We start from the raw sequence: 21520 nt of genomic DNA on the forward strand, positions 1-21520 counted from the left end.
ATTGATCGGGAAGGCTTGGTTCCTCATGTCCTTTACACGTCGTTCTTTTCTTGTCGCTACGGGCGCCGCCCTCACCGCCAGTTCACTCCCCGGGCTGGCTTTTGCGGCCGATGCAGCCGATACGCGCTTTACCCCGCGCGTGCTGGGCAACCCCAACGCCAAGGTGGTGGTGGAGGAATGGTTCTCCCTGACCTGCATCCACTGCGCGCATTTTGCGGAAGAAACCTTCCCGCAGGTTAAGAAAAACCTGATCGATACGGGCAAAATCCGTTACGTTTTTCATGACTTCCCCACCGACCAGCTTGCAACGCTTGCTGCCATGGTCGCACGCTCCCTGCCCGAAGAACGGTATGAGCCCTTCTGCTCGGCCGTGCTCTCCAGCCTGGATCGGTGGGCGTACAACAACGAGGCCGACCACAAGGCCGAGCTGCAAAAAATGGCGGCCTTTGCCGGCATGCCACCCGAAACGTTTGAAAAAGCGGTAACGGACCAGAAGCTGCTCCAGTTCATCATGACCGAGCAGAGCGAAGCGCAGGACAAATACAACATTGAGTCCACCCCCACCTTCCGCTTCAACAACAAGGAGCAGGTGTCCAGCGCCCTCTCCTACGACGACTTTGTTAAATATCTGAACAAGGCAAGCTGACTGTTTTTTAACAGTCAGCCCTCCCGACCAGAAAAACACAGATCTGTATGACGGTTCGTTTTGTTCGCCTCCGCATTGTGGGGTTCAAAAGCTTTGCCGACCCCATAACCGTGGAGCTGCTCCCCGGTCTGACCGGCGTTGTTGGCCCTAACGGATGCGGCAAATCCAACGTAGTGGAAGCACTCCGTTGGGTTATGGGGGAATCCTCCGCCCGCTCCCTGCGTGGGGGGGAAATGGATGACCTTATTTTTGCAGGCACAGCCGGGCGTCCAGCCCGCTCGCTGGCGGAAGTCACCGTAACGCTGGAAGGCACAAAGGGCTTTGGCCCCGCAGCCTTTGCCGATCTGGATGAACTCCAGATTACCCGCCGGGCAGAACGCGGTGCCGGGAGCGATTACCGCATTAACGGCCGCCCCGTTCGCGCAAGGGATGTACAGACCCTGTTTGCCGATCTGGCATCTGGTGCGCGCTCCTCCGCCATGGTCAGTCAGGGCCGGGTGGCCATGCTGGTCGGTGCCCGCCCGGAAGAGCGGCGCAGTATTCTGGAAGAAGCCGCAGGCATTACCGGCCTGCATGCCCGCCGGCACGAAGCCGAGATCAAGCTCCGTGCAACCGAAGGCAACCTGACCCGCGCGGAAGACCGCCGCGTGCAGTTGACCGAACGGCTGAGTGGTCTGGCCGAACAGTCGCGCGAGGCCACGCGCTACCGCGAAATTTCAGCGGCCCTGCGGGACGCGGAAACCGAGCTGCTGGCAGTCCTGCACGCACGGGCCAGACTGGCCGTGGAGCGCGCGGCAAATGCTGCCGTGCAGGCCCGCAAAACCCTGACGACGCATGAGGAAGCGGCCGAAACCGCTGTTCTGGCCGAATTTGAAGCCACCAAAGCCCTCCCCGCGCTGCGCGAAAAAGCCGATGCCGCCCGCACGGCACTGGAACGCTGCCGTGTTCTGGCAGAGGGCGTGGTCAAGGAAGAAGAACGCGCAGCCGCTCAGGCGCAGGCCGCAGCCGAACTGCTGCAACAGCACGAGGCCGATGCACAGGCCGCACAAACCCGCCTGCAGGACGTGCTGGACACGCTCGAACGCCTTAAGGCGGATATGGCCGAGGTGCTGGCCGCCCAGACATCGCTCCCCACCCGCACAGCCGAGGCCGAGCAGCAGATACAGCAACTGGGCACCCAGCAGACCGAAACCGAACAGGCCCTTGCCAGCCTGACAGCCGAGCTCAGTGCAGCCCGCGCAGGCAAGGAACGGGCCGAATACAGCCTGAACAACGCCCGCACACGGCACGAGCGGGTTGCTCTTGCACTCAACACCATTCAGGCCGAACTGGCGGAGCTGGAAAGCCAGCTCCCCTCCGAGCAGGCACTGGCTATGGCGCAGGAGCAGGCAGAGCAGGCCGCACAGGCCCAGCAGGCAGCCAAAGCCGCGCAGGAGGAAGCCGAGCGCCTTTGTGCGCAATGCAATATTGACCTCTCCATTGCCAAAAATAATGCACAGGCTGCGCAGGCTGCTCAAAACGAGCAACAAAAAGCCCTGCAACAGGCCCGACAACGCCTGACAGCCCTGCAGGCTGAGCTGCATGGGGCTGAAAAGCGCCATGCCGAAGCGCTGGAGGCGCTCATCAGCCCCGATGTGCTGGATGCGCTCCAAACCAGCAGCCAGCAGGCAACCGCCACGCTGGAACAGGCCACGCAAACGCAGGAAAAAGCCGAGGCCGAACGCCGCGCTGCCAGCACCGCCTTTACCGAGGCCAGCCGCGCTGCGCAGGAAGCCGAAGCACACCAGCGCAGTGCTGCCGAAGCCCTGCGCACGGCCAGCACCACGCAGCAACGCGCACAGCACGAAGCACAGACCCTTACGCGGGAACTGGACAAGGTGCGGGCCGAAGCCATTGCTGACACGGTTCTGGACAGCGCCCGACAGGCACGCACCCAGCAGGAAAATGCGCTGGCCCAGACCGGCGCCGAACTGGAGCAGGCCGAACACACGCTAAGTGTGCATAAAGCCCAGTACGCAACAGCTCAGGACCAGCAGACCACACTCCAGACCGAGCTGACCCGCCTGCAGGCTCAGGCCGAAGGGCTGGATCAGGCTCTGGGGCAGGATAGTGCTGTGGCGGAAAACCCGGTTTCCGCCCAGATTACCGTTCCCGAAGAATACGAAAACGCTCTGGCAGCGGCTTTGGCGGAAGGGCTGGACGCACCCGCAGCCCCCGATGCCCCCCAAGGCTGGCGGCACCTCCCGCCTGCATCCCTGCCTGCCCTGCCCGGCGGCGCACAGCCGCTCAAAAACCACATTACGGCACCACCGGAGCTGGACAGGGTTCTGCTTTGTACCGGGCTGCTGCCCGAAGGTGCGGATGGGCGAGCACTTCAGCCCTTGCTGGCTCCGGGGCAATGCCTGGTCTCCACCGCAGGGGACCTGTGGCGGTGGGACGGGTTTTACACTCAGGCAGGGGGAACCAGCACGGCCGCGCGCAGGCTGGCTCAACGCCGTGTTCTGCGCGAAACCCAAAGCCGTCTGAGCGTGTTACAGGCCGACCTGCCCGCCATACAGGCAAGCGTTGCAAGCTGTGCTGCCGCAGTACAGGCCAATGAGGACCTGCTCAGGCAACTGCGCAGCAGCCGCCACACGCAGGAACAAGCACTCCAGAAGGCCCGTGCGCATGAGACCGAAACAGAGCGCCGCTACGCCTCCTACCGCGCAAGGCTGGATGCCACACTCCCCCAGCATGAGCGCGCACAGGCCGCTCTAGCCGAAGCCGAGGCCACACTCAGCAAAGCCCGGCTCGCGCATGAGAGCCTGCCATCCTTACAGGATACCCAGCGCGCCCTTGCCACCACGCGTGAGAGAAACACTGCGGCACAAACCGCCGAGCAGCAGGCACACACCGCCTTCAAGCAAGCACAGGCGGCCTTGCAAACGGCCCGGGACAAACTGGCCCGCGCCGAACAGCAGCATGCCTCCGCCACAACGCGGCTGGAAACGCTCACCCCCGAGCTTGAACGCCTGCGCCATAATCTGACAACGGAATCCACAACCGTTGCAGAAATGGAAGATAAACTGGCCTCTGCCCAGTCCATGCAGCAGGCACAGAATGCCCTGCACGCAGCGCAGGAAAAGCTGAACGCCGCCAACACGGCCCTACAGGCTGCAACCCAGACCACCTTGCAGGCCGATACGCAGATGGCCGCAACTGCGCAGACCAGCCGCGCATTGCACGAGCAGGCCCTTACCCTGCGCAGCCGTCTGGCGGGGCTGGCCCCACGGCAGGCCGAACTACACAGCGAACACACGGACACCCAGCAGAACCTGCTTGCAGCACAAACCGCGCTGGAGGCCGCCTGCGCCGCAGTGCCAGAAGATGCACAGGCCAGACTGGACAACCTGCACGCCCAGAAGGCCGACCTGCTGGGCAGGCTTGATGCCGCGCGCGAACTCCGTGCAGCCCTGCAGGCCGAATCCACCACGCTGGCAGACCGGATTAACACGCTCAACACCGCACAGGCCGAGTGGAGCACACGTGAGGACCTTGCCCGGACAGACACCACAAATGCCCTCCAGCGGTTGGAAGCGGCACGGGCCAACCACAACAAGGTGGCCGAACTCCCCACGGCGGCACAGCAGCAAAAAGCCAGCACATTGGCGGCACTGGAAGATGCCGAGGAACACTTTGCCCAGACCGACCGCCTACGGGCCGAAGCCGAAGCAGCCCTGACCACTGCCCACGAACTGCGCCGCAAAACAGAAGGCGAACTGGCCACCGCGCGTGAAAACCTGCTGAAGGCGGAAGGCAAGAGCGAACAGGCTCAGGCCATTCTGGACCAGTTGCTGGTAGAAACCCCTAACCCGCCCAGACAACCCGTTTCCGACCTGACAGAAGGGGCAGAAACCTCCCTGCGCCGCAAGATTGCCCGCCTGACCCGCGAGCGAGACGATATGGGGCCGGTCAACCTGCGGGCTGAACTGGAAGCGGAGGAAGCCTCCACCCAGGCCCAGACCCTTGGGGCGGAAATGAGTGATCTGGAGGAAGCCATAAACCGCCTGCGCGGCTCCATAGGCTCGCTCAACAAGGAAGGGCGTGAGCGGCTTATGGCGGTGTTCACACAGGTGGACCAGCATTTTCAGTCCCTGTTTACCCGTATGTTTGGCGGTGGGCGCGCCCATCTTGGCCTTGTCGGGAGTGATGACCCGCTGGAAGCCGGGCTGGAAATCTATGCCCAGCCACCGGGCAAAAAGCTGGCCACACTTTCGCTCCTGTCCGGAGGTGAACAAGCTTTAACCGCGCTTTCCTTGATTTTTGCGGTGTTCCGCTGTAACCCTGCTCCGATATGCGTACTGGACGAAGTGGATGCCCCACTGGATGACGCCAATGTGGGCCGCTTTAGCGCCCTGCTGGGCGACATGGTTGCAGAAGCCGGTACGCGTTTTCTGGTCGTGACACACCACCAGCTCACCATGGCCCATATGGACCAGCTTTTTGGTGTAACCATGCAGGAACGCGGAGTAAGCCGCGTTCTTTCTGTTGATCTGGCTAAAGCGGCCTCCATGGTCGGTCAGAAGGACAAGGAACCCACTGATGTCACATCCTGAAAAGGGAGCTGACATATCTGTTTGCTGCGGTGCCACCACCTCGCACAGGTGTTTGAAAAAAATTGCCTTTGCAGCAACCCTATGCGCTGCATCCGTCGCCGTGCTGGCCATCCACCACACCAAAACCAGTGGTATTATGGCGCGCATTCACCACGGGCTTATTGTTTGTGCCAGCAATACGGGCACACAGAGCGTGGCACAGGCAGCGACCATTTCCTCCATGGGGAGGCCCGGCATGGTACGTTTGAGCCTGACCAGTGGTGCAGACGGGCAGGTTGCCGTAGAACCGGGCAGCAGCACGCTTGCGACCATTCTGGACACGGCCAGCCACTCCAACACCCTGCTGATGCTTGACCTGCATGGAGCAGACCCCAAGGAAGTGGCGCATGAGGTCAGCAAGGCCCATATGCGTGACCGGGTGATTTTTGTACCAGCCGATTACAAAAGCACCGCAGCGGCCCTAAAAGCCGATTCCAAGGTTATGGTGGCCATTCCCATAAACTCCGAGCGGGATGCCTATAACGCGCACCGCATGGCCGGGCGCCACCCCTACGCGGCCTATCTTTCCCCCACTGCGGCACCCAGCCTGTTCTCTCTGGTTCACCGCGATGCCGAAGCCATTATTACCGACACCCCTTCGGCCAAAATATCTACGGCGGATTTTCTGGCAAACAGGCCAGTTGATATTGTTATTACCCACCAGCCGTACCAGTTGACCACATCCCTTACGGTGCCCGGGTCTTCCACCACACATTCCGAATAACATCTGCCCCTAACCTTTTGTTCCTTGCAAAACCGGGTAGCGGGTCGGCTTGCGTTTTAAACTCTCCAACAAAAAAGCCCCTGCCCTTTTTACAGGAGCAGGGGCCTTGTGGCCGTCGGATGCAACCCGCTTACGCGGGAAGCATTGAGCCTGTTTCAATAAACCGCTGGTGCCAGGACAGGGCTTCGGTCAGCAGGTGTGGTGTATGCTTGCCGAAGGACTCCTTGCATGCACGGTCCAGATAATCCTGCAACATCGGACGGTAATCCGGATGTGCGCATTTTTCGATAATGGTCTGAGCACGCTTGACGGGCGAAAGCCCACGCAAATCGGCCAGCCCCTGCTCGGTCACAAAAATCTGGGTGTCCTGCATGATGTGGTCCACATGGGCCGCCATGGGCACAATGGCAGAAATCTTGCCACCCTTGGCTGTGGACGGTGACAGGAAGATGGACAGATAGGCGTTACGGGCAAAATCCCCCGAACCCCCAATACCATTCATCATCTTGGAACCCATGACGCGGGTGGAGTTAACGTTACCGTAAATATCCGCCTCGATCATGCCGTTCATGGCAATACAGCCTAGCTGGCGGATAACGCCCGTGCTGTTGCTGATGTCCTGCTGGCGCAGGATGATCTTGGAGCGGAAGAAGTCCATCCGGTTGTTGATCTCTTCCGCCGCTTCGGGGCTGAGAGAGAACGAGGTTGCCGAGGCAATACGCATACGCCCCGAATCCAGCATGGCGAGCATGCCATCCTGAATAACTTCGCTAAAGCCAACCAGATTTTCGAACGGCCCTTCGTTCAGGCCATCGAGCACGGCATTGGCAACGTTGCCAACACCGGACTGCAACGGCAGCAGGGAGGGCGGCAGGCGGTTCTGTTTGACTTCGTGCTCAAAAAAATCAAGCAGGTAGCCCGCAATAGCTTTTGCCGTGCCATCTGGCGCGGCAAAAGGTGCGTTACGGTCACTGTCATTCGTGCGGACGATGGCCTGAATCTTGGCCGGATCAACCTTGAGGAAGGTACGGCCAATGCGCTGGTCCGCACGGGAGAGCGGGATAATATCACGCGGGGCGGCACCATAGCTGTTGCCATCCCAGACGTCATGCGTGCCTTCCAGCCCCGGATTTTGCCATTCGTTGACTTCGATAATGACCTTGTCGGCCAGATCGAGAAAAGCCTGCGAATTGCCCACGGAGGAGGTCGGTACAATGCCGCCTTCTTCCGTAATGGCGGTAGCTTCGACCACGGCAACATCGAACTTGCCGTAATTGCCCTGAGCCGCACGCAAGGCCACCTGCCCGAGATGGTTATCAAAATAATCCGTCTCGCCAGCATTAATGCGGTTGCGCATGGCCGGGTCGGTGTTGAACGGGGAGCGGAAGTAAACACCGTTCACCTTGCCCAGCTCGCCATCAAGCTGCGGACCGGTGGATGCGCCCGTAATCAGGCTGATCCGGTGTTCCTGCCCATTGTTATGGGCGGCTTCCATCTGCTGGGCCAGGGCCATGGGCACGGCCTTGGGGTAGCCTGCGCCAGTAAAACCGCTGGTGCCCACTACGTCACCGTTTCGGATCAGCTTTGCCGCGGCCTCTGCCGGGCAAACCTTGCTACGCAGCGCGACGTTCCGAATGCGCTCTGTCATGAGAGGCCTTCCTGTTTTTTCTTCTCAAACTGTTCCGAACATACAAAAGCTGCAAACCACCACAGAGTTCCTGCGCCACGCCCCGGTCCGGAGCTGTGCGCCATCTGGCAATGGCCCTGCCCTGCTTTCGCATTTTCAGGCTTGTTTCCGCCCCTGAAAGTTCTTGCACCCTATGCGCAAACAGAAGCCTCTGGCGCGTCACATACTTGTGCATGTGTATGCCCCCTTCAAAAAAAACTTGCCAGCACCGTTCCTGTTTTCGCTCGAAAAGCCTACATGAAGGTTAGGAAAGAACGGGTATGGATGGCATGTTCACGGATACCAGGCATGACGAAAACGTGAAGAACGCAATGCGAAAAGGACTCCGCATTGTGGGCGATGTGCATGGGGATCTGGAAGCATTCCGCCATGCCGTGGCCACGGATCGTTTTATCATCCAGCTGGGTGATCTGGTGGATTACGGGCCAGATAGCGCGGGTGTTCTGCGCCTGATGCTCCAGGTCCAGCGCGAAGGGCGCGGCCTGTTCCTTATTGGTAACCACGACCGCAAACTCGGCCGTGCGCTTATGGGCAAGAAGCTCCGCTCCTCCCCCCATCTGGATGAAACACTGGCCCAGTTGAGTGCTCCAGATAACGTGGATGTCCTGCATGACGTGCTGCCAGCACTGGAGCAGGCTCCGGCATGGCTGGTCATGGGGCGGACCATTTTTGTGCACGGTGCGTTTGAGCCGCACATGCTGAACGAGCCACCGCCCCCACCGCTGGGCCGCGTAACCTACCTGCTCTCACGCGCACTGTTTGGCGAAACAACGAGCCGCGTGCAGGCCGATGGTTACCCCGAACGCACGCTTAACTGGGTCAACCACATTCCCAATGGCTACACGGTTTACTGTGGCCACGACCAGCGTTCGACCAATGGCTGCCCCCTGACCATACCCGGCCGGGCTGGCGGGCGCGCCATATTTGTGGATACGGGTGCAGGCAAAGGCGGACATCTGGCGTGGGTGGACCTGCCTTACCCCCCTGTGGAAGAAAAACTTTTTGTCTGTTAACGTCAGGGCGTTACGCGTTTATAACGCTCCCATAATGTTCTTTTCCAGCAGCCAGAGACCTTGATCACCGTGACAAATCAGCCGTGCCCCCCGGAAGCCCTGCAGGACCTCCGCCGCAGCATAGACAATATTGACGCAGCTCTTGTGGCCATGCTGGCAGAACGCTTCCGCTGCACCAAGGCCGTGGGGGCACTCAAGGCTCTCCACAAGCTACCCCCCGCGGACCCCGCGCGTGAGACACAGCAGATCGCGCGCCTGCGCCGCCTTGCGGAAGATGCACATCTTGACCCCGACTTTGCGGAGAAGTTCCTCAACTTCATTATCCACGAGGTGATCCGCCACCATGAAGCCATCGCGCTTGAATCGGCTCCTCACCCCTCCTCCCCATAACATCATGTGATCTTATGCCCGCTCTCCCCACACCCCGCCGCCTGATTCTGCTCCGTCATGCGGAAGCGGTGCCACCTGATCCGGGCAATTTTTCTGTCGAGTCAGACATGGCGCGCCCCTTGACCCACAATGGCGAGCACGCCGCCATACGGTGCGGGATGTGGCTCCACCAGAACGGGCTGGCCCCCGATGCGGTCCTGTGCAGCCCGGCGGTAAGAACGCAGCAGACCCTTGCAGGCGTGCGGAACGCTCTCCCCCCCGCCAGCCCAGACACCGTGTTGTTGTGCCCCGAAATCTATGAGGCGGCACTTGCCGCGCTCAGCAATGCGCTCCGGCAGGCTCCCCCACAGGCCCGTACGGTTCTGCTGGTCGGGCATAATCCCGGTATTTCAGAGTTTGCGCGCTGGCTGGATAGCAGGAACGAAAAGCTGGATCAGGGATTCGCTCCGGCCTCTCTCGCGGTCTTCGAGATGATCGGGAGCGACCTTGTTCCGGACCCGACCACTTGGGCAAACTGCGACAGCATGAGCCTTACATTGCACACATTCACGCGACCCTGAGAGAAAAAAACCCGGTTTTCTGCCGGTGTGCACGCGTGATAACGCGCGGTTTATCGGGATGAACCTTTTTGTTTGCTCCTGAATGGGAGACAACACTCAAACAGCAGGCCGCAGCCGCGACCGTGACCCCATTATGCAAAAGGAAACACCATGAGCGTGTCGCAGAACGAGGGTAAGCAGTCCACCGCTACCATTTCGATCGGTGGCAAAACCGCCGAGATGCCCGTACTTTCTGGCAACCTTGGGCCGGATGTTATTGATATTCGTAAACTGCCCTCAGAACTGGGCGTGTTTACGTTTGACCCCGGTTACGGCGAAACGGCCTCCTGCAACAGCAAGATCACCTTTATTGATGGCGATAAGGGCGTTCTGCTACACCGTGGCTACCCCATTGCCCAGCTGGCGGAAAATGCTTCCTACGAAGAGGTGATCTACCTCCTGCTCAATGGCGAACTGCCCAACAAGACGCAGTACGATACTTTTTCCTCCACGCTGACAAACCACACCCTGCTCCATGAGCAGATCCGTAACTTCTTTAACGGTTTCCGGCGCGACGCTCACCCCATGGCCATTCTGTGCGGCACGGTTGGCGCTCTTTCTGCCTTTTACCCCGATGCCAGCGACATCGCCATTCCCGAAAACCGGGAACTGGCTGCCATGCGCCTGATTGCCAAAATCCCGACCATTGCGGCCTGGGCTTACAAGTACACGCAGGGCGATGCCTTTATTTACCCGCGGAATGACCTGAACTACGCGGAAAACTTTTTGTCCATGATGTTCGCGCGCATGTCCGAACCCTACAAGGTCAACCCCGTTCTGGCCCGCGCCATGAACCGGATCCTGATCCTGCATGCAGATCATGAGCAGAACGCGTCCACCTCCACCGTGCGTCTGGCCGGCTCCACCGGGGCCAACCCGTTTGCCTGTATTGCCGCAGGTATTGCCGCCCTGTGGGGGCCTGCCCATGGTGGGGCCAATGAAGCCGTGCTGAAAATGCTGGCCCATATTGGCAAAAAAGAAAACATTCCGGCCTTTATCGCTCAGGTCAAAGACAAGAATAGCGGCGTCAAGCTCATGGGCTTTGGCCACCGCGTTTACAAGAACTTCGACCCGCGCGCCAAAATCATGCAGCAGACCTGCCACGAAGTTCTTAAGGAACTGGGCATCAAGGATGATCCGCTGCTTGATCTGGCTGTTGAGCTGGAAAACATTGCACTCAGCGACGACTACTTTGTGCAGCGCAAGCTCTACCCCAACGTGGACTTCTATTCCGGCATTATCCTCAAGGCCATGGGCATTCCCACCAGCATGTTCACCGTGCTGTTTGCGGTTGCCCGCACCACCGGTTGGGTAAGCCAGTGGAAAGAAATGATTGAGGAACCGGGCCAGCGCATCAGCCGCCCGCGCCAGTTGTATCTGGGTGCTACGGAGCGGGATTTTGTCCCCTTCAGCAAACGCTAAAAGCTGACTGCCCTGTTGGTTGTAAAAACTGGTCCGTGGTAACGCGGGCCAGTTTTTTTTTGCGGCAGTCAAAACCAGATAAATACTGTGCCGTTATCAGCCATAAAAAAAGCGGATGCTCATTGACCATGAGCATCCGCCAGAACTGTCTGGTGCTACCGGCCTAAACTTGATGGCCGGTAAAAATCGGTTATTCAGCCGCAGTTGCACCCGGCTGTCGGGCCATCATCCTTGCGAACCATATGGTGGTCAATCCATTCGGAAACCAGCATGCGCGCTTCGCTCAGGGACGATTCGGGGTGGTGGATACGGTAAAGGGTGGTACAGGCGTTAAACGCGGTTACGTCTGCCGTACCCACTTCGCGTAGTTCCGTGTAAGCCGTGATGACGGCCCGCTCGCATTTCCGTGCGATCCGACTTGCTTCTATAGCCACGACATTTACCCTTAACTGATAACCAATCTCAACTCGCGCAATTAAACGCCACATCCAGCCCCAACGCAAGGATTAAGTTCCATTTTACTTTACACATAAAATCACAACCTGCTTATATTCGCCGTTTTTCTGTATTGTGCATAAATCCTCCCTTTTCCGGCCAAAACTACGCAGCAAATCACATATATCAGGCAGATGGGCATGGATTTTCGGCCCGGCTAGCGGTATGCCAATCCAGCTTTAACCACCATAACTTCAAGGAATCTGCCATGATGTCGCCAGCAGGCATTGCCTCTCCCACCGGAGAGACCAGCGAATGGGATCGTGATGCCGCCCTCACCACCGCACGCCTGCTGCTTGAAATCAAGGCAGTCAATTTCCGCCCTGAAGACCCCTACACCCTGACATCTGGCTGGAAGTCCCCTGTTTATATTGACTGCCGGCGGATTATTTTCTTCCCCCGCGCACGCGCAAAAATTGTGGAACTGGGCGTAGAAAAAATTGGCCGTCACGTTGGTTACGAAAGCCTGGAAGCCATTGTAGGGGGCGAAACAGCCGGTATTCCATTTGCCGCATGGATGGCTGATCGCATGCTGCTGCCCATGGCCTATGTGCGCAAAAAGCCCAAAGGTTTTGGCCGCAACGCCCAGATTGAAGGCGACGTGCCCGAAAACATGCGGACCCTGCTGGTGGAAGACCTGACCACGGATGGCGCATCCAAGGTGCAGTTTGCCAATGCCCTGCGCAACGCAGGCGCCATTGTGAACCACGCCTTTGTGGTGTTCTACTACGGCGTTTTCCCCGGTGCCCAGCAGACGCTGACAGACATGAACGTAGCCCTGCACTCCCTGTGCACATGGTGGGATGTGCTTGAAGCCTGCGCGAGCCGCCCTTACTTTTCCGAAGAAGCGGCATCTGAAGTCCGCCGCTTTCTGGAAGACCCCTGTGGCTGGTCCGCCCGCCGTGGCGGCGTAGGCAGCCTTGAAGAAGCCGCCGCGTTCAAGGCACGCAAGGACAAATAACACCGTGCAGACGACTGGCCCCGCACTGACTGGTCCCTACCGTGTTCTGGCGTTTGATTCAGGCATTGGTGGATTAGGCATTGTGCGGGCCATTCGGGCACATGCTCCGTCGGTCAAGGTGGACTATCTGGCCGACACCGCCGTTTTTCCCTACGGTGAGCAGGATGATGCGGTCCTGACCCAACGCATTATCTCCCTTCTTTCCCACGCGGTTGAACGCCTGCGGCCTCAGGCAGTTGTTATTGCCTGCAACACGGCCAGCACTCTGGCGCTGGATGCCTTGCGCACCACATGCCCCAGCCTGCCGTTTATTGGCTGTGTGCCCCCCATCCGGTGGGCGGCACGCCAGACAGAAACCGGCGTTATTGGCCTGCTGGCCACCCGGGCAACCATCCGCCGCCCCTACCTGTCCCGTCTGCACACGCTTTATGCGCCGGAATGCACGCTCATCGCCCATGCGGCACCACATCTGGCAAGCTATGCCGAACAGGTTTTTCGCGGGCGCTCCGTACCTGATGATCTTGTTTATAAAGATATTGAAGGTCTGCTCAGCCACCCGGACTCTGCACGGCTTGATGCCGTGGGCCTAGGGTGCACCCATTACACTTTCATGCTTGATCAGCTACGCAGGATAGCCCCACCAGGTATGGTATGGCTGGACCCGGCAGATGCCGTTGCGCGGCAGACCTGCACGGTTTTGCAAACCCTGCCCCCCATGCCCGGTTTAGGCACACAGCCAGAGCAGGCGTGGTTTACGGCCATGCCAACCGACGCAGACGCCCTACGCGTGCATCTGCCTGCTTTTGGTTTTAACCAGATTACATTATGGCCCGAGCAGGCAAGCCAGCAACGCGCCTGCACGGCCTGAGCGCCGGAGGCTAGCTCTGGCGGGCAGATAAAGGCCGTTTCAGCATTACAATCAGCATTTTTGCCGATCCTGCCAAAACGGCCACAGGCCAGCTTAGCTTGCGCGGCTGGCGGAATAACTCGCGGTTTCGAGCAACAGGGCTTTAAGGTCATTGTCAGGGAAGCCCTGCAACGCCTGACGGGCCAATGCGGCGTATTCTTCCGCTTTGGCCAAGGTCACGCCAATCGCATTGGTCTGGGCGATCAGAGCCAGTGCGGCATCCAGATCTTCTGGCTGCTGTTCGCACTCCTCAATCACACGCCGCCAGAATACACGGTCCTGCTCGCTGCCTGCCTCGTATGCTGCCAGCACCGGCAGTGTAACCTTGCCTTCCTTGAAGTCGTCCCCGACCTCTTTACCCAGCACGGCCTGATCTGCCGAGTAGTCCAGCGCATCATCCACAAGCTGAAACGCCATGCCCAGATTGGCACCGTACACACGCAGGGCTTCACGGTCGGCGGGGGTTACATCCCCTATGACAGCACCAGATTCGCATGCGGCGGCAAACAGCGCCGCTGTTTTGCCATAAATAACCTGAAGATACTGCTCAACAGAGGTGGAAAGGTCATTCTGCGTGGTCATCTGCATAACCTCGCCTTCCGCCAGCGTAGCCGATGCAGCGGAGAGAATCGCCATGACATCCAGCGAAGCATCAGCCGTAAGGATCTGGAACGACCGGGCAAACAGGAAGTCCCCCACCAGCACGGAAGCCTTGTTGCCAAAAATGGCGTTGGCACTGGCCAGACCGCGCCGTAGCTGGCTGTCGTCCACAACATCATCATGCAGCAGTGTTGCTGTATGAATGAACTCGACACAGGCGGCAATTTCCACATGCCGCATGCGCCCGTCCTGATTGTTGTAGCCACACAGCCGCGCAGAGGCGAGCGTGAGCAGTGGCCGCAGCCTCTTGCCGCCAGCGGCCACAAGATGCGCAGCTAACTGCGGAATAAGCGCTACGGAGCTTTGCATGCGGTCCACAATGACCTGATTACATGCCTGCATATCCGCAGCGAGATAATCAGCCAGCGCCTTAAGGCCAGCTTCCCCTGGTTTACTCACAGAAACTCCAGATCCATCCTGGCTCGCGGCACTGTCCATTTCCGACAGACTGACTGCAACACCCAAATGCTATTCCCCCAGCCTCGGGATGAGTTGACGTCCTCTTATATGCGAGGCACCTGAAAAACGGTCAAGCACCAACACATTCAAGCCAGCCAGATACAGCGATGCAGCAAGCCCCATCTCTCCACCTTCCACCGACCTCGCAAGGCACTCTTTTGCGTGGACGTATCGCTTACAGCCAGTTCCAGCAAGGCTACCGCACAGGGCTTGAGCCCATTCTGATGGCTGCGGCCGTAGCCGCACGCCCGGGCCAGCACGTGCTCGAAATCGGCTGTGGAGCCGGTGCAGGGCTGTTATGCCTGATGCACCGCGTACCAGACCTGCACGGAACAGGGGTGGAGAAAGACTCCGAAACAGCGGCACTGGCCCGCACCAACCTGCTGGCCAACAAAAAAGTGCAAGCGTCGGTAATTACAGCATCTTTCCCCGAAGGGGTGCCTGAGCTCCTGCGGTTTGACCACTGCATGACCAACCCGCCATGGCATGCCCCCACAGGCACAGCCTCGCCCGAGCCGCGCCGGGACCTTGCCCGCAGGATGGACATGCAGACCCTGCCACTCTGGATTAAGGGTGCTGCTGCCGTTTTGCGCCACAAAGGCAGCCTGACGCTCGCACTCCCCACAGCCCTGACCGACAGGGCCATAGCGGAGCTGAGCGCCCATGGGTTTGGGGGGGTAACCCTTTACCCCTTCTGGCCCAAAACAGGCCGGGAGGCGCGCATCCTGCTTATTCAGGCCAAACTGGGCGTTAAAAGCCCCGCCCGCGTGCTGTCTGGCCTGACACTACACGAAGCGGACGGAGCCTTTACCCCTCAGGCGCGTGATGTGCTGGAAAACGGCACGGCCCTGCCGGGCCTGTAAACCGCTCCATCCGCCCGATATTACGAGAAGACAGAGCTTTCAAACGCTTCTTCCCACGTGCCCAAGGTGGAAGCACGGCTGTATTCAGTCGCGCGGTTTTCAAAGAAGTTGGCGTGTTCGACTGCATTGAGCATATCGTCCAGCCAGGGCAGCGGGTTGGTGGTCGTGTTGTAAACCGGGTCCAGCCCAAGCTGGGTCAGGCGGCGGTCAGCAATAAAGTGGATGTAGGTTTTAACCTGCGCGGCATCCAGCCCTTCTACCGGCCCCATTTCGAACGCCAGATCAATAAAGGCCTCTTCGTGCTCCACAATGGTTTTGCATATCTCGGTCAGTTCCTGCCGCAGCCTGTCGGTCCAGATATGCGGGTTTTCCTGAATGAACACGCGGAACAGGCGGATAATGGACAGGCAATGCAGGGTTTCGTCCCGCACCGACCAGGACACGATCTGCCCCATGCCCTTGAGCTTGTTAAAGCGCGGGAAGTTAAGCAGGATGGCAAAGGAAGCAAACAGCTGTAGCCCTTCGGTAAACGCACCAAAAGCTGCCAGTGTTTTTGCGATTTCATGCTTGCTGTCCACATTGAAGGACTGCATGTAATCGTATTTATCCTTCATTTCCTTGTACTTAAGGAATGCGGAATATTCTTCCTCGGGCATGCCGAGCGTATCCAGCAGGTGGCTGTAGGCTGCAATATGGATGGTCTCGATATTGGAAAAGGCCGAGAGCATCATCAGCACTTCAGTCGGTTTGAAAACCCGGCTGTAGTGCTTCATGTAACAGTTGTTCACTTCCACATCCGACTGGGTGAAGAAGCGAAAAATCTGGGTCACAAGGTGGCGCTCGCTCTCGTTAAGCACGCGGTGCCAGTCTTTTACGTCATCAGCCAGAGGCACTTCTTCGGGCAGCCAGTGTACGCGCTGCTGCGTCAGCCACGCATCATACGCCCACGGGTACCGAAACGGCTTGTACACCGGGTTGGCTGTTAGCAGGTCAAAACGTTCTTCCTGCGGCTGCTCGCCAGCTTTATGCTCGCTCATGATGCCTCCATCGGGCGGCACCACCCGGGAGGCCGCCTCTCGACTTTTTTACAAAACAGATGCGGACCAGCCTGCCTTTACTGGCAGGCCAGGCATTCGTCATAATTATTGCCACCGGCGGCCTGCTCTGCGGCAGCCTGTTCGGCAACACCTGCCCCCAGCACCTCGGACTTGGCGAGCACGTTGCTCACCGTATCCGCCCGCTGGATGGACAGGCTGCGGCAGTAGTAGAGGGACTTCAGCCCCTTCTTCCATGCCTGAAAATGAATCTGGTTGAGGTCGCGCTTATGCACGTCCGCGGGTAGGAACAGGTTGACCGACTGCGCCTGGCAGATAAAGGGCTGCCGGTCGGCCGCATGTTCCACCACCCAACGCTGGTCCAGCTCGAACGCGGTTTTAAACACGTCCTTTTCCTGCTGGGTCAAAAAGTCCAGATGCTGCACGCTGCCTTTGCTGGTGGTAATGGAGGACCACACCTCCGGCGTGTCCTGCCCTTTTTCCACCAGCAGCTTCAGCAGGTGCCGGTTGCGTACCGTAAACGAGCCGGAAAGGGTTTTCTGCAAGAACACATTGGCGGCAATGGGCTCAATACCCGGGCTAGCATTCCCCGCAATGATGGAAATGGACGCCGTGGGCGCAATAGCCATCTTGTTGGAAAAACGTTCCTTGATCCCGTATTCTTCGGCATCGGGGCAAGGGCCACGCAGCTCGGCCAGATGGCGGGAGGCGGCATCGGCCTGTGCGCGAATGTGCTTGAATATCTTGCGGTTCCAGACCTTGGCGATCACGCTTTCAAACGGCACGTTCTTGGCCTGGAGGAAGGAGTGGAACCCCATAACCCCCAGCCCTACGGAACGCTCACGCATGGCTGCGTATTTGGCCCGCTCCATGTCCTCTGGCGCACGGTCGATGAAATCCTGCAGAACATTGTCGAGGAAGATCATCACATCCTCGATGAACTGGGGATTATCCGACCATTCATCCCATGTCTCAAGGTTGAGGGAGGACAGGCAGCACACTGCCGTGCGTGCCTTGCCGTGATGGTCTATGCCCGTTGGCAGCGTAATTTCGGAGCACAGGTTGGAGGTCTTGACTTCCAGCCCCGCGAGTTTGTGGTGCTCGGGGCGGGCGTTGTTCACATGGTCGGAGTAAACAATATAAGGCTCGCCCTGTTCCATGCGTGCGGTCAGGATACGAATCCACAACCCACGCGCTGAAATCTTGCGGATAACCGAGTTATCCTTGGGGGAGAGCAGCGCCCATTCGTCATCCGCTTCCACCGCGCGCATGAATGCGTCAGAGACCAGAATACCGTGGTGGAGGTTGAGCGCCTTACGGTTGGGATCCCCCCCTGTAGGGCGACGGAGTTCTATGAACTCCTCAATCTCGGGGTGCCAGACCGGCAGATAGACCGCAGCCGACCCACGACGCAAAGACCCCTGAGAAATAGCCAGTGTCAGGCTGTCCATCACGCGGATGAAGGGAATAACCCCCGAGGTTTTGCCGTTGCGGCCCACGTTCTCGCCAATGGAGCGCAGGTTGCCCCAGTAGGAGCCAATGCCCCCACCCTTGCTGGCCAGCCACACATTCTCGTTCCACAGATCGACAATGCCTTTGAGGCTGTCGTTGGCTTCGTTCAGAAAGCACGAAATAGGCAGACCGCGCGTTGTACCACCATTGGACAGCACCGGGGTTGCGGGCATGAACCAGTGGCGGCTGATATAGTCGTAAATACGCTGGGCATGCTCCGCATCCGCCCCGTAATAGGACGCCACACGCCCAAACAGGTCCTGATAACTCTCATCAGGCAGCAGGTAGCGGTTATCAAGCGTGGCTTTGCCAAAGGGGGTCAGCAGCGCATCGCGCGAGCGGTCAACACGCACCTGATGGTGCCCGGGGAGCTGCACCATATCCTGCATCTGCTCAGCGCCGAACAGGTCCGGTTCTTCAGCCGAGCCTGATACTCCTGAATGGGAACGACGAACGTCATTCTCATGCACGTCAATCAGACTCATGGCGCTTACTCTCCGGTTTTTGCGAACGATCATGTTGGTATGTGGCTGATGCCGCCGCATACACCATATATCGCGCTTCTTACCCTACTTTGCCCCCATATCTAGGATTTTTTTTGCCCGGAATGCGTGATTTTAGACTTGCTTATCCAAAAAATGGCTGATTCTTCCCGCTTCCTCAAAGGTGTCTTTTTTCAGCCTCCCCGGATCAGCCCGGACTGCTCCATAAGACTGCGCGAGGTGGTGATTCCATCTGCCACCGCCAAAGCCGCCGCCAGAGCGCGCCGCCCGGCCACCGCGTCCACCACAACAGGTGCGCCCTGCACGCACGACGCCACAAAAGCCTGATGCTCCGCGAACAGCGAATCATGCTCAGCCCAGCTTATGCCCTCCCGCCGGAATCCGCCGGTGCCCGGCAGGGGCAGCCCCCGCTCGCGCCCGATCATGCTCAGCTCACGTTTCACAAAATCAGCCGACAGATACCCTTCCTCGGAAAAAAGGCGCATCCGCCGCTCGGTCTTGAGCGATATGCGGCTTGCGGTAATGCTGGCCACGCACCCGTTTTCAAACCGCACCCGCGCATTCGCAATATCCTCATGCGCGGAACTGACCGCAGCTCCCAGTGCATCCACCTGTGCAATCGGGCTGTCCACAAGGGCCAGAACCAGGTCCAGATCATGGATCATCAGGTCCAGAATAACCGACACGTCTGTTCCGCGCGGTTTGTATGGGGCAATGCGCGTGGCCTCTATATAGAGCGGGCGGGTTATGCGCGCGCTTATGGCGGCGTGCTCGGCGGAATAGCGCAGCAAATGCCCGACCTGACAGACCAGCCCGCTCTGCTGCGCCAGCGTTACCAGCATGTCTGCCTGTTCCAGCGTAGCCGCTACCGGTTTTTCCACCAGCACATGCCGCCCTGCCCGCAGGGCCTGCACGGCCAGCTCAAAATGAAACTCTGCCGGGGCTGCCACCACCACCGCATCAGACTGGGCTAGCAGGCTATCCACATCCGCCATAACCGGGCACCCGGCCTCGCGCGCGACCAGCTGGGCGCGGGCGGGGTCAGGGTCAAACAGGCCGGACAGGCTCTCCCCCGGCACATCACGTATTTTCAGGGCGTGGTACCGTCCAAAATGCCCTGCCCCAATAACCCCTACGCGCAGCGTTGTGCTCATGTGTTACAGCCCCTGCCTGATCTGGCCTGTGTTTTGCTTCCCCCAAGGGGTAGCAGCCCCACCCCCGAATGCAAACAAGCCCCGCCCCTGCCCGTGCGCTACCAGCCATGCCCACCCACCCCATTTACGGCTGGGTGATGCGCCTGAGCCACGCAGAATGAGCGAAAAAGCAAAGCATTCCACCCATAAGCACGCGAACGGGTTGCATCTGTCAGGGTTGAGCGGCATGTTCCGGGCAGCAAAACTGCAAGCGATCAGGTAAGAATGTATTACAGCCGCCTCAAACTGGCCTCGGTACTGGGCGTATGCCTTTTAGGCCTGCTGCTGTGCCTGCCCAATGGCATGCGCAAGCCGCTCCCTTCCATACCATGGCGACAGATCCACCTTGGACTGGATCTGCGGGGTGGTTCCTACCTGCTCATGCAGGTGGATCTGCAAAGCCTGACCCATGACAGGTTGCAAACCCTCTCGGAAAACACGCGTGATGCGCTGCTGAACGCGCATCTGGGCTACCAGAACATTGCGGTGGATGCCGCCAAAGGCACCATCTCGTTCATGCCGCGCTCCGCCGCGGAAACCGAGGCAGACATAGCGGCCCTGAACGCCCTGCCCCGTGCAGTGCCCAACGAGTTCAGCGTCAGCAAGCGTGAAGATGGCAGCATAGCCCTTGTTCTGGCTCCCGAATCCATTCGCACCCGTGCGCGTGAAGCCGTAACCCAGTCCATTGAGATCGTGCGCCGCCGTATTGACGGAACGGGGGCAGTTGACCCCGAAATTACCCGCCAGGGTGATGACCGCATTGTTGTGGAACTGCCCGGCATTAGTGACCCTGAGCGGATCAAGGCACTGCTGGGCACCACGGCCAAGATGAGCTTCCATCTGGTCGATGCCAACCCGCTGCACGCAACCTACCCGCCACAGGGTGTCAGCCTTTTGCCAATGGCCGACCCGGCTGAGGGTGGCCCCCTCCCCGTTTTTGACCATGTGGATGTTGATGGCTCGGACCTGACCAACGCCGGTGCGGTCATTGACCAGCAGAGCGGCAAATGGGCAGTCAGCTTCTCTTTCGATTCGATAGGCACGCATGCTTTTGCTGCTGTTTCGCAGGCCAATGTTGGCAAGCGATTCGCCATTGTGCTGGATAACAAGATTATCGAAGCACCCGTGATCATGAGCCCCATAACAGGCGGCAATGGCCAGATTACCGGCGGGTTTGATGCACAAAAGGCAACCGACCTTGCCCTTATGCTGCGCGCAGGCGCCCTGCCCGCCCCGTTGAGCGTTATTGAGCAGCGCTCCATTGGCCCGTCACTGGGGGCGGATTCCATTCGCGCGGGCATGATCAGCCTTGGCGTCGGCTTTATTATGGTCGTGGCCTTTATGGTGCTGTTCTACGGCCGTTTTGGCTGGTACGCGGACTTTGCCCTGCTGGCCAACCTTGTGCTCATGGTGGCCATTCTCTCGCTCTTTGAGGCAACACTCACCCTGCCCGGCATGGCGGGCATGCTGCTCACACTGGGTATGGCGGTGGACGCCAACATTCTGATCAACGAACGCATACGCGAGGAAATTGCCCGCGGGCGCACCCCGCTGGCAGCCATGCAGACAGGGTTTGAAAAAGCGACCTCCACCATTATCGACAGTAACGCCACGGCCCTGCTGGCCCATGTGATGCTGTTTGTTTTTGGCACAGGTCCGGTCCGTGGGTTCGCACTCACCATTACCATTGGCATTGTGACCACCCTGTTCACCACCCTGCTGCTCTCCCGCATGCTCATGGCCCGCTGGTACGCGCGTACGCGCCCCACCAGCCTGCCTGTTTGAAGAACGAGGCGC

The 21520-nt window shown here is 59.2% G+C and carries 17 protein-coding genes; 11 read left to right on the plus strand and 6 right to left on the minus strand.

The window, feature by feature from the left end:
• The first annotated feature begins 25 nt into the window (after positions 1 to 25).
• Genes ACSYTG_RS07720 through ACSYTG_RS07730 form a run of 3 tightly spaced genes read left to right on the plus strand, consistent with a single transcriptional unit; the run spans position 26 to position 6004 of the window.
• Complete coding sequence (locus ACSYTG_RS07720) at positions 26 to 646, plus strand: DsbA family protein (RefSeq protein ID WP_165924985.1); 621 nt, start codon at positions 26 to 28, stop codon at positions 644 to 646.
• A gap of 47 nt (positions 647 to 693) precedes the next feature.
• Positions 694 to 5241 carry a coiled-coil domain-containing protein gene (locus ACSYTG_RS07725; protein WP_489782866.1) on the plus strand — a complete coding sequence of 1516 codons (4548 nt, stop codon included), beginning with the start codon at positions 694 to 696 and terminating at the stop codon, positions 5239 to 5241.
• A gap of 52 nt (positions 5242 to 5293) precedes the next feature.
• On the plus strand, positions 5294 to 6004 hold the full coding sequence (locus tag ACSYTG_RS07730; protein WP_233129075.1) for a hypothetical protein: 711 nt from the start codon (positions 5294 to 5296) through the stop codon (positions 6002 to 6004).
• A 130-nt stretch (positions 6005 to 6134) separates the two neighbouring features.
• Here ACSYTG_RS07730 and scpC read toward each other — a convergent pair whose 3' ends face one another.
• Positions 6135 to 7652: a succinyl-CoA:acetate CoA-transferase ScpC gene (scpC, locus tag ACSYTG_RS07735; protein WP_086645850.1), complete on the minus strand. Its 1518-nt coding sequence runs from the start codon at positions 7650 to 7652 to the stop codon at positions 6135 to 6137.
• A gap of 308 nt (positions 7653 to 7960) precedes the next feature.
• Between scpC and ACSYTG_RS07740 the strand changes: the two genes are divergently transcribed.
• The 4 genes from ACSYTG_RS07740 to gltA all read left to right on the plus strand — a co-directional run bounded on the left by ACSYTG_RS07740 (position 7961) and on the right by gltA (position 11115).
• The gene (locus ACSYTG_RS07740) at positions 7961 to 8704 is read left to right on the plus strand and encodes a metallophosphoesterase (protein ID WP_095349157.1); all 744 of its coding nucleotides are present in this window, start codon (positions 7961 to 7963) and stop codon (positions 8702 to 8704) included.
• 69 nt (positions 8705 to 8773) lie between these two features.
• Complete coding sequence (locus tag ACSYTG_RS07745; RefSeq protein ID WP_369823018.1) at positions 8774 to 9094, plus strand: chorismate mutase; 321 nt, start codon at positions 8774 to 8776, stop codon at positions 9092 to 9094.
• A 14-nt stretch (positions 9095 to 9108) separates the two neighbouring features.
• The gene (locus ACSYTG_RS07750; protein WP_489782867.1) at positions 9109 to 9654 is read left to right on the plus strand and encodes a SixA phosphatase family protein; all 546 of its coding nucleotides are present in this window, start codon (positions 9109 to 9111) and stop codon (positions 9652 to 9654) included.
• Positions 9655 to 9804: 150 nt separating this feature from the next.
• Positions 9805 to 11115, plus strand: a complete 1311-nt coding sequence (gene gltA / locus ACSYTG_RS07755; protein ID WP_489782868.1) for a citrate synthase — start codon at positions 9805 to 9807, stop codon at positions 11113 to 11115.
• 194 nt (positions 11116 to 11309) lie between these two features.
• On the opposite strand, the gene ACSYTG_RS07760 is transcribed toward gltA, so the two are convergent.
• Entirely contained in the window at positions 11310 to 11549 is a 240-nt protein-coding gene (locus tag ACSYTG_RS07760) for a hypothetical protein (protein ID WP_086645847.1), read from the minus strand.
• A gap of 269 nt (positions 11550 to 11818) precedes the next feature.
• On the opposite strand from ACSYTG_RS07760, the gene ACSYTG_RS07765 reads away from it, so the two are divergent.
• Together ACSYTG_RS07765 and ACSYTG_RS07770 are read left to right on the plus strand one after the other, a co-directional pair.
• Positions 11819 to 12571: an orotate phosphoribosyltransferase gene (locus ACSYTG_RS07765; RefSeq protein ID WP_086645846.1), complete on the plus strand. Its 753-nt coding sequence runs from the start codon at positions 11819 to 11821 to the stop codon at positions 12569 to 12571.
• A 4-nt stretch (positions 12572 to 12575) separates the two neighbouring features.
• Positions 12576 to 13439, plus strand: a complete 864-nt coding sequence (locus ACSYTG_RS07770; RefSeq protein ID WP_165924989.1) for a glutamate racemase — start codon at positions 12576 to 12578, stop codon at positions 13437 to 13439.
• Between the two features lie 93 nt (positions 13440 to 13532).
• On the opposite strand, the gene ACSYTG_RS07775 is transcribed toward ACSYTG_RS07770, so the two are convergent.
• A complete protein-coding gene (locus ACSYTG_RS07775) occupies positions 13533 to 14603 on the minus strand; it encodes a polyprenyl synthetase family protein (RefSeq protein WP_194301234.1) in 1071 nt (356 codons plus the stop codon).
• 101 nt (positions 14604 to 14704) lie between these two features.
• On the opposite strand from ACSYTG_RS07775, the gene ACSYTG_RS07780 reads away from it, so the two are divergent.
• Complete coding sequence (locus ACSYTG_RS07780; protein ID WP_489782869.1) at positions 14705 to 15460, plus strand: tRNA1(Val) (adenine(37)-N6)-methyltransferase; 756 nt, start codon at positions 14705 to 14707, stop codon at positions 15458 to 15460.
• Positions 15461 to 15480: 20 nt separating this feature from the next.
• On the opposite strand, the gene ACSYTG_RS07785 is transcribed toward ACSYTG_RS07780, so the two are convergent.
• The 3 genes from ACSYTG_RS07785 to ACSYTG_RS07795 form a co-directional block, all read right to left on the minus strand.
• The gene (locus ACSYTG_RS07785; protein WP_086646046.1) at positions 15481 to 16497 is read right to left on the minus strand and encodes a ribonucleotide-diphosphate reductase subunit beta; all 1017 of its coding nucleotides are present in this window, start codon (positions 16495 to 16497) and stop codon (positions 15481 to 15483) included.
• A 77-nt stretch (positions 16498 to 16574) separates the two neighbouring features.
• On the minus strand, positions 16575 to 18512 hold the full coding sequence (locus ACSYTG_RS07790) for a ribonucleoside-diphosphate reductase subunit alpha (protein WP_086646045.1): 1938 nt from the start codon (positions 18510 to 18512) through the stop codon (positions 16575 to 16577).
• Between the two features lie 191 nt (positions 18513 to 18703).
• Positions 18704 to 19684, minus strand: a complete 981-nt coding sequence (locus tag ACSYTG_RS07795) for a Gfo/Idh/MocA family protein (RefSeq protein WP_166110200.1) — start codon at positions 19682 to 19684, stop codon at positions 18704 to 18706.
• A 264-nt stretch (positions 19685 to 19948) separates the two neighbouring features.
• Between ACSYTG_RS07795 and secD the strand changes: the two genes are divergently transcribed.
• Positions 19949 to 21508, plus strand: coding sequence for a protein translocase subunit SecD (gene secD / locus ACSYTG_RS07800; protein WP_165924993.1), 1560 nt, complete (start codon positions 19949 to 19951; stop codon positions 21506 to 21508).
• Positions 21509 to 21520 lie beyond the last annotated feature (12 nt).

The sequence above is a fragment of the Acetobacter sp. ESL1128 genome, from assembly GCF_058505085.1.

What these genes read in the sequence shown, in the direction of transcription:
- ACSYTG_RS07720 (WP_165924985.1), top strand. Translation starts at nt 26, where the DNA reads ATGTCCTTTACACGTCGTTCTTTTCTTGTCGCTACGGGCGCCGCCCTC.
- ACSYTG_RS07725 (WP_489782866.1), top strand. Translation starts at nt 694, where the DNA reads ATGACGGTTCGTTTTGTTCGCCTCCGCATTGTGGGGTTCAAAAGCTTT.
- scpC (WP_086645850.1), bottom strand. Translation starts at nt 7,652, where the DNA reads ATGACAGAGCGCATTCGGAACGTCGCGCTGCGTAGCAAGGTTTGCCCG.
- ACSYTG_RS07740 (WP_095349157.1), top strand. Translation starts at nt 7,961, where the DNA reads ATGTTCACGGATACCAGGCATGACGAAAACGTGAAGAACGCAATGCGA.
- ACSYTG_RS07750 (WP_489782867.1), top strand. Translation starts at nt 9,109, where the DNA reads ATGCCCGCTCTCCCCACACCCCGCCGCCTGATTCTGCTCCGTCATGCG.
- gltA (WP_489782868.1), top strand. Translation starts at nt 9,805, where the DNA reads ATGAGCGTGTCGCAGAACGAGGGTAAGCAGTCCACCGCTACCATTTCG.
- ACSYTG_RS07765 (WP_086645846.1), top strand. Translation starts at nt 11,819, where the DNA reads ATGATGTCGCCAGCAGGCATTGCCTCTCCCACCGGAGAGACCAGCGAA.
- ACSYTG_RS07780 (WP_489782869.1), top strand. Translation starts at nt 14,705, where the DNA reads ATGCAGCAAGCCCCATCTCTCCACCTTCCACCGACCTCGCAAGGCACT.
- ACSYTG_RS07785 (WP_086646046.1), bottom strand. Translation starts at nt 16,497, where the DNA reads ATGAGCGAGCATAAAGCTGGCGAGCAGCCGCAGGAAGAACGTTTTGAC.
- ACSYTG_RS07790 (WP_086646045.1), bottom strand. Translation starts at nt 18,512, where the DNA reads ATGAGTCTGATTGACGTGCATGAGAATGACGTTCGTCGTTCCCATTCA.
- ACSYTG_RS07795 (WP_166110200.1), bottom strand. Translation starts at nt 19,684, where the DNA reads ATGAGCACAACGCTGCGCGTAGGGGTTATTGGGGCAGGGCATTTTGGA.
- secD (WP_165924993.1), top strand. Translation starts at nt 19,949, where the DNA reads ATGTATTACAGCCGCCTCAAACTGGCCTCGGTACTGGGCGTATGCCTT.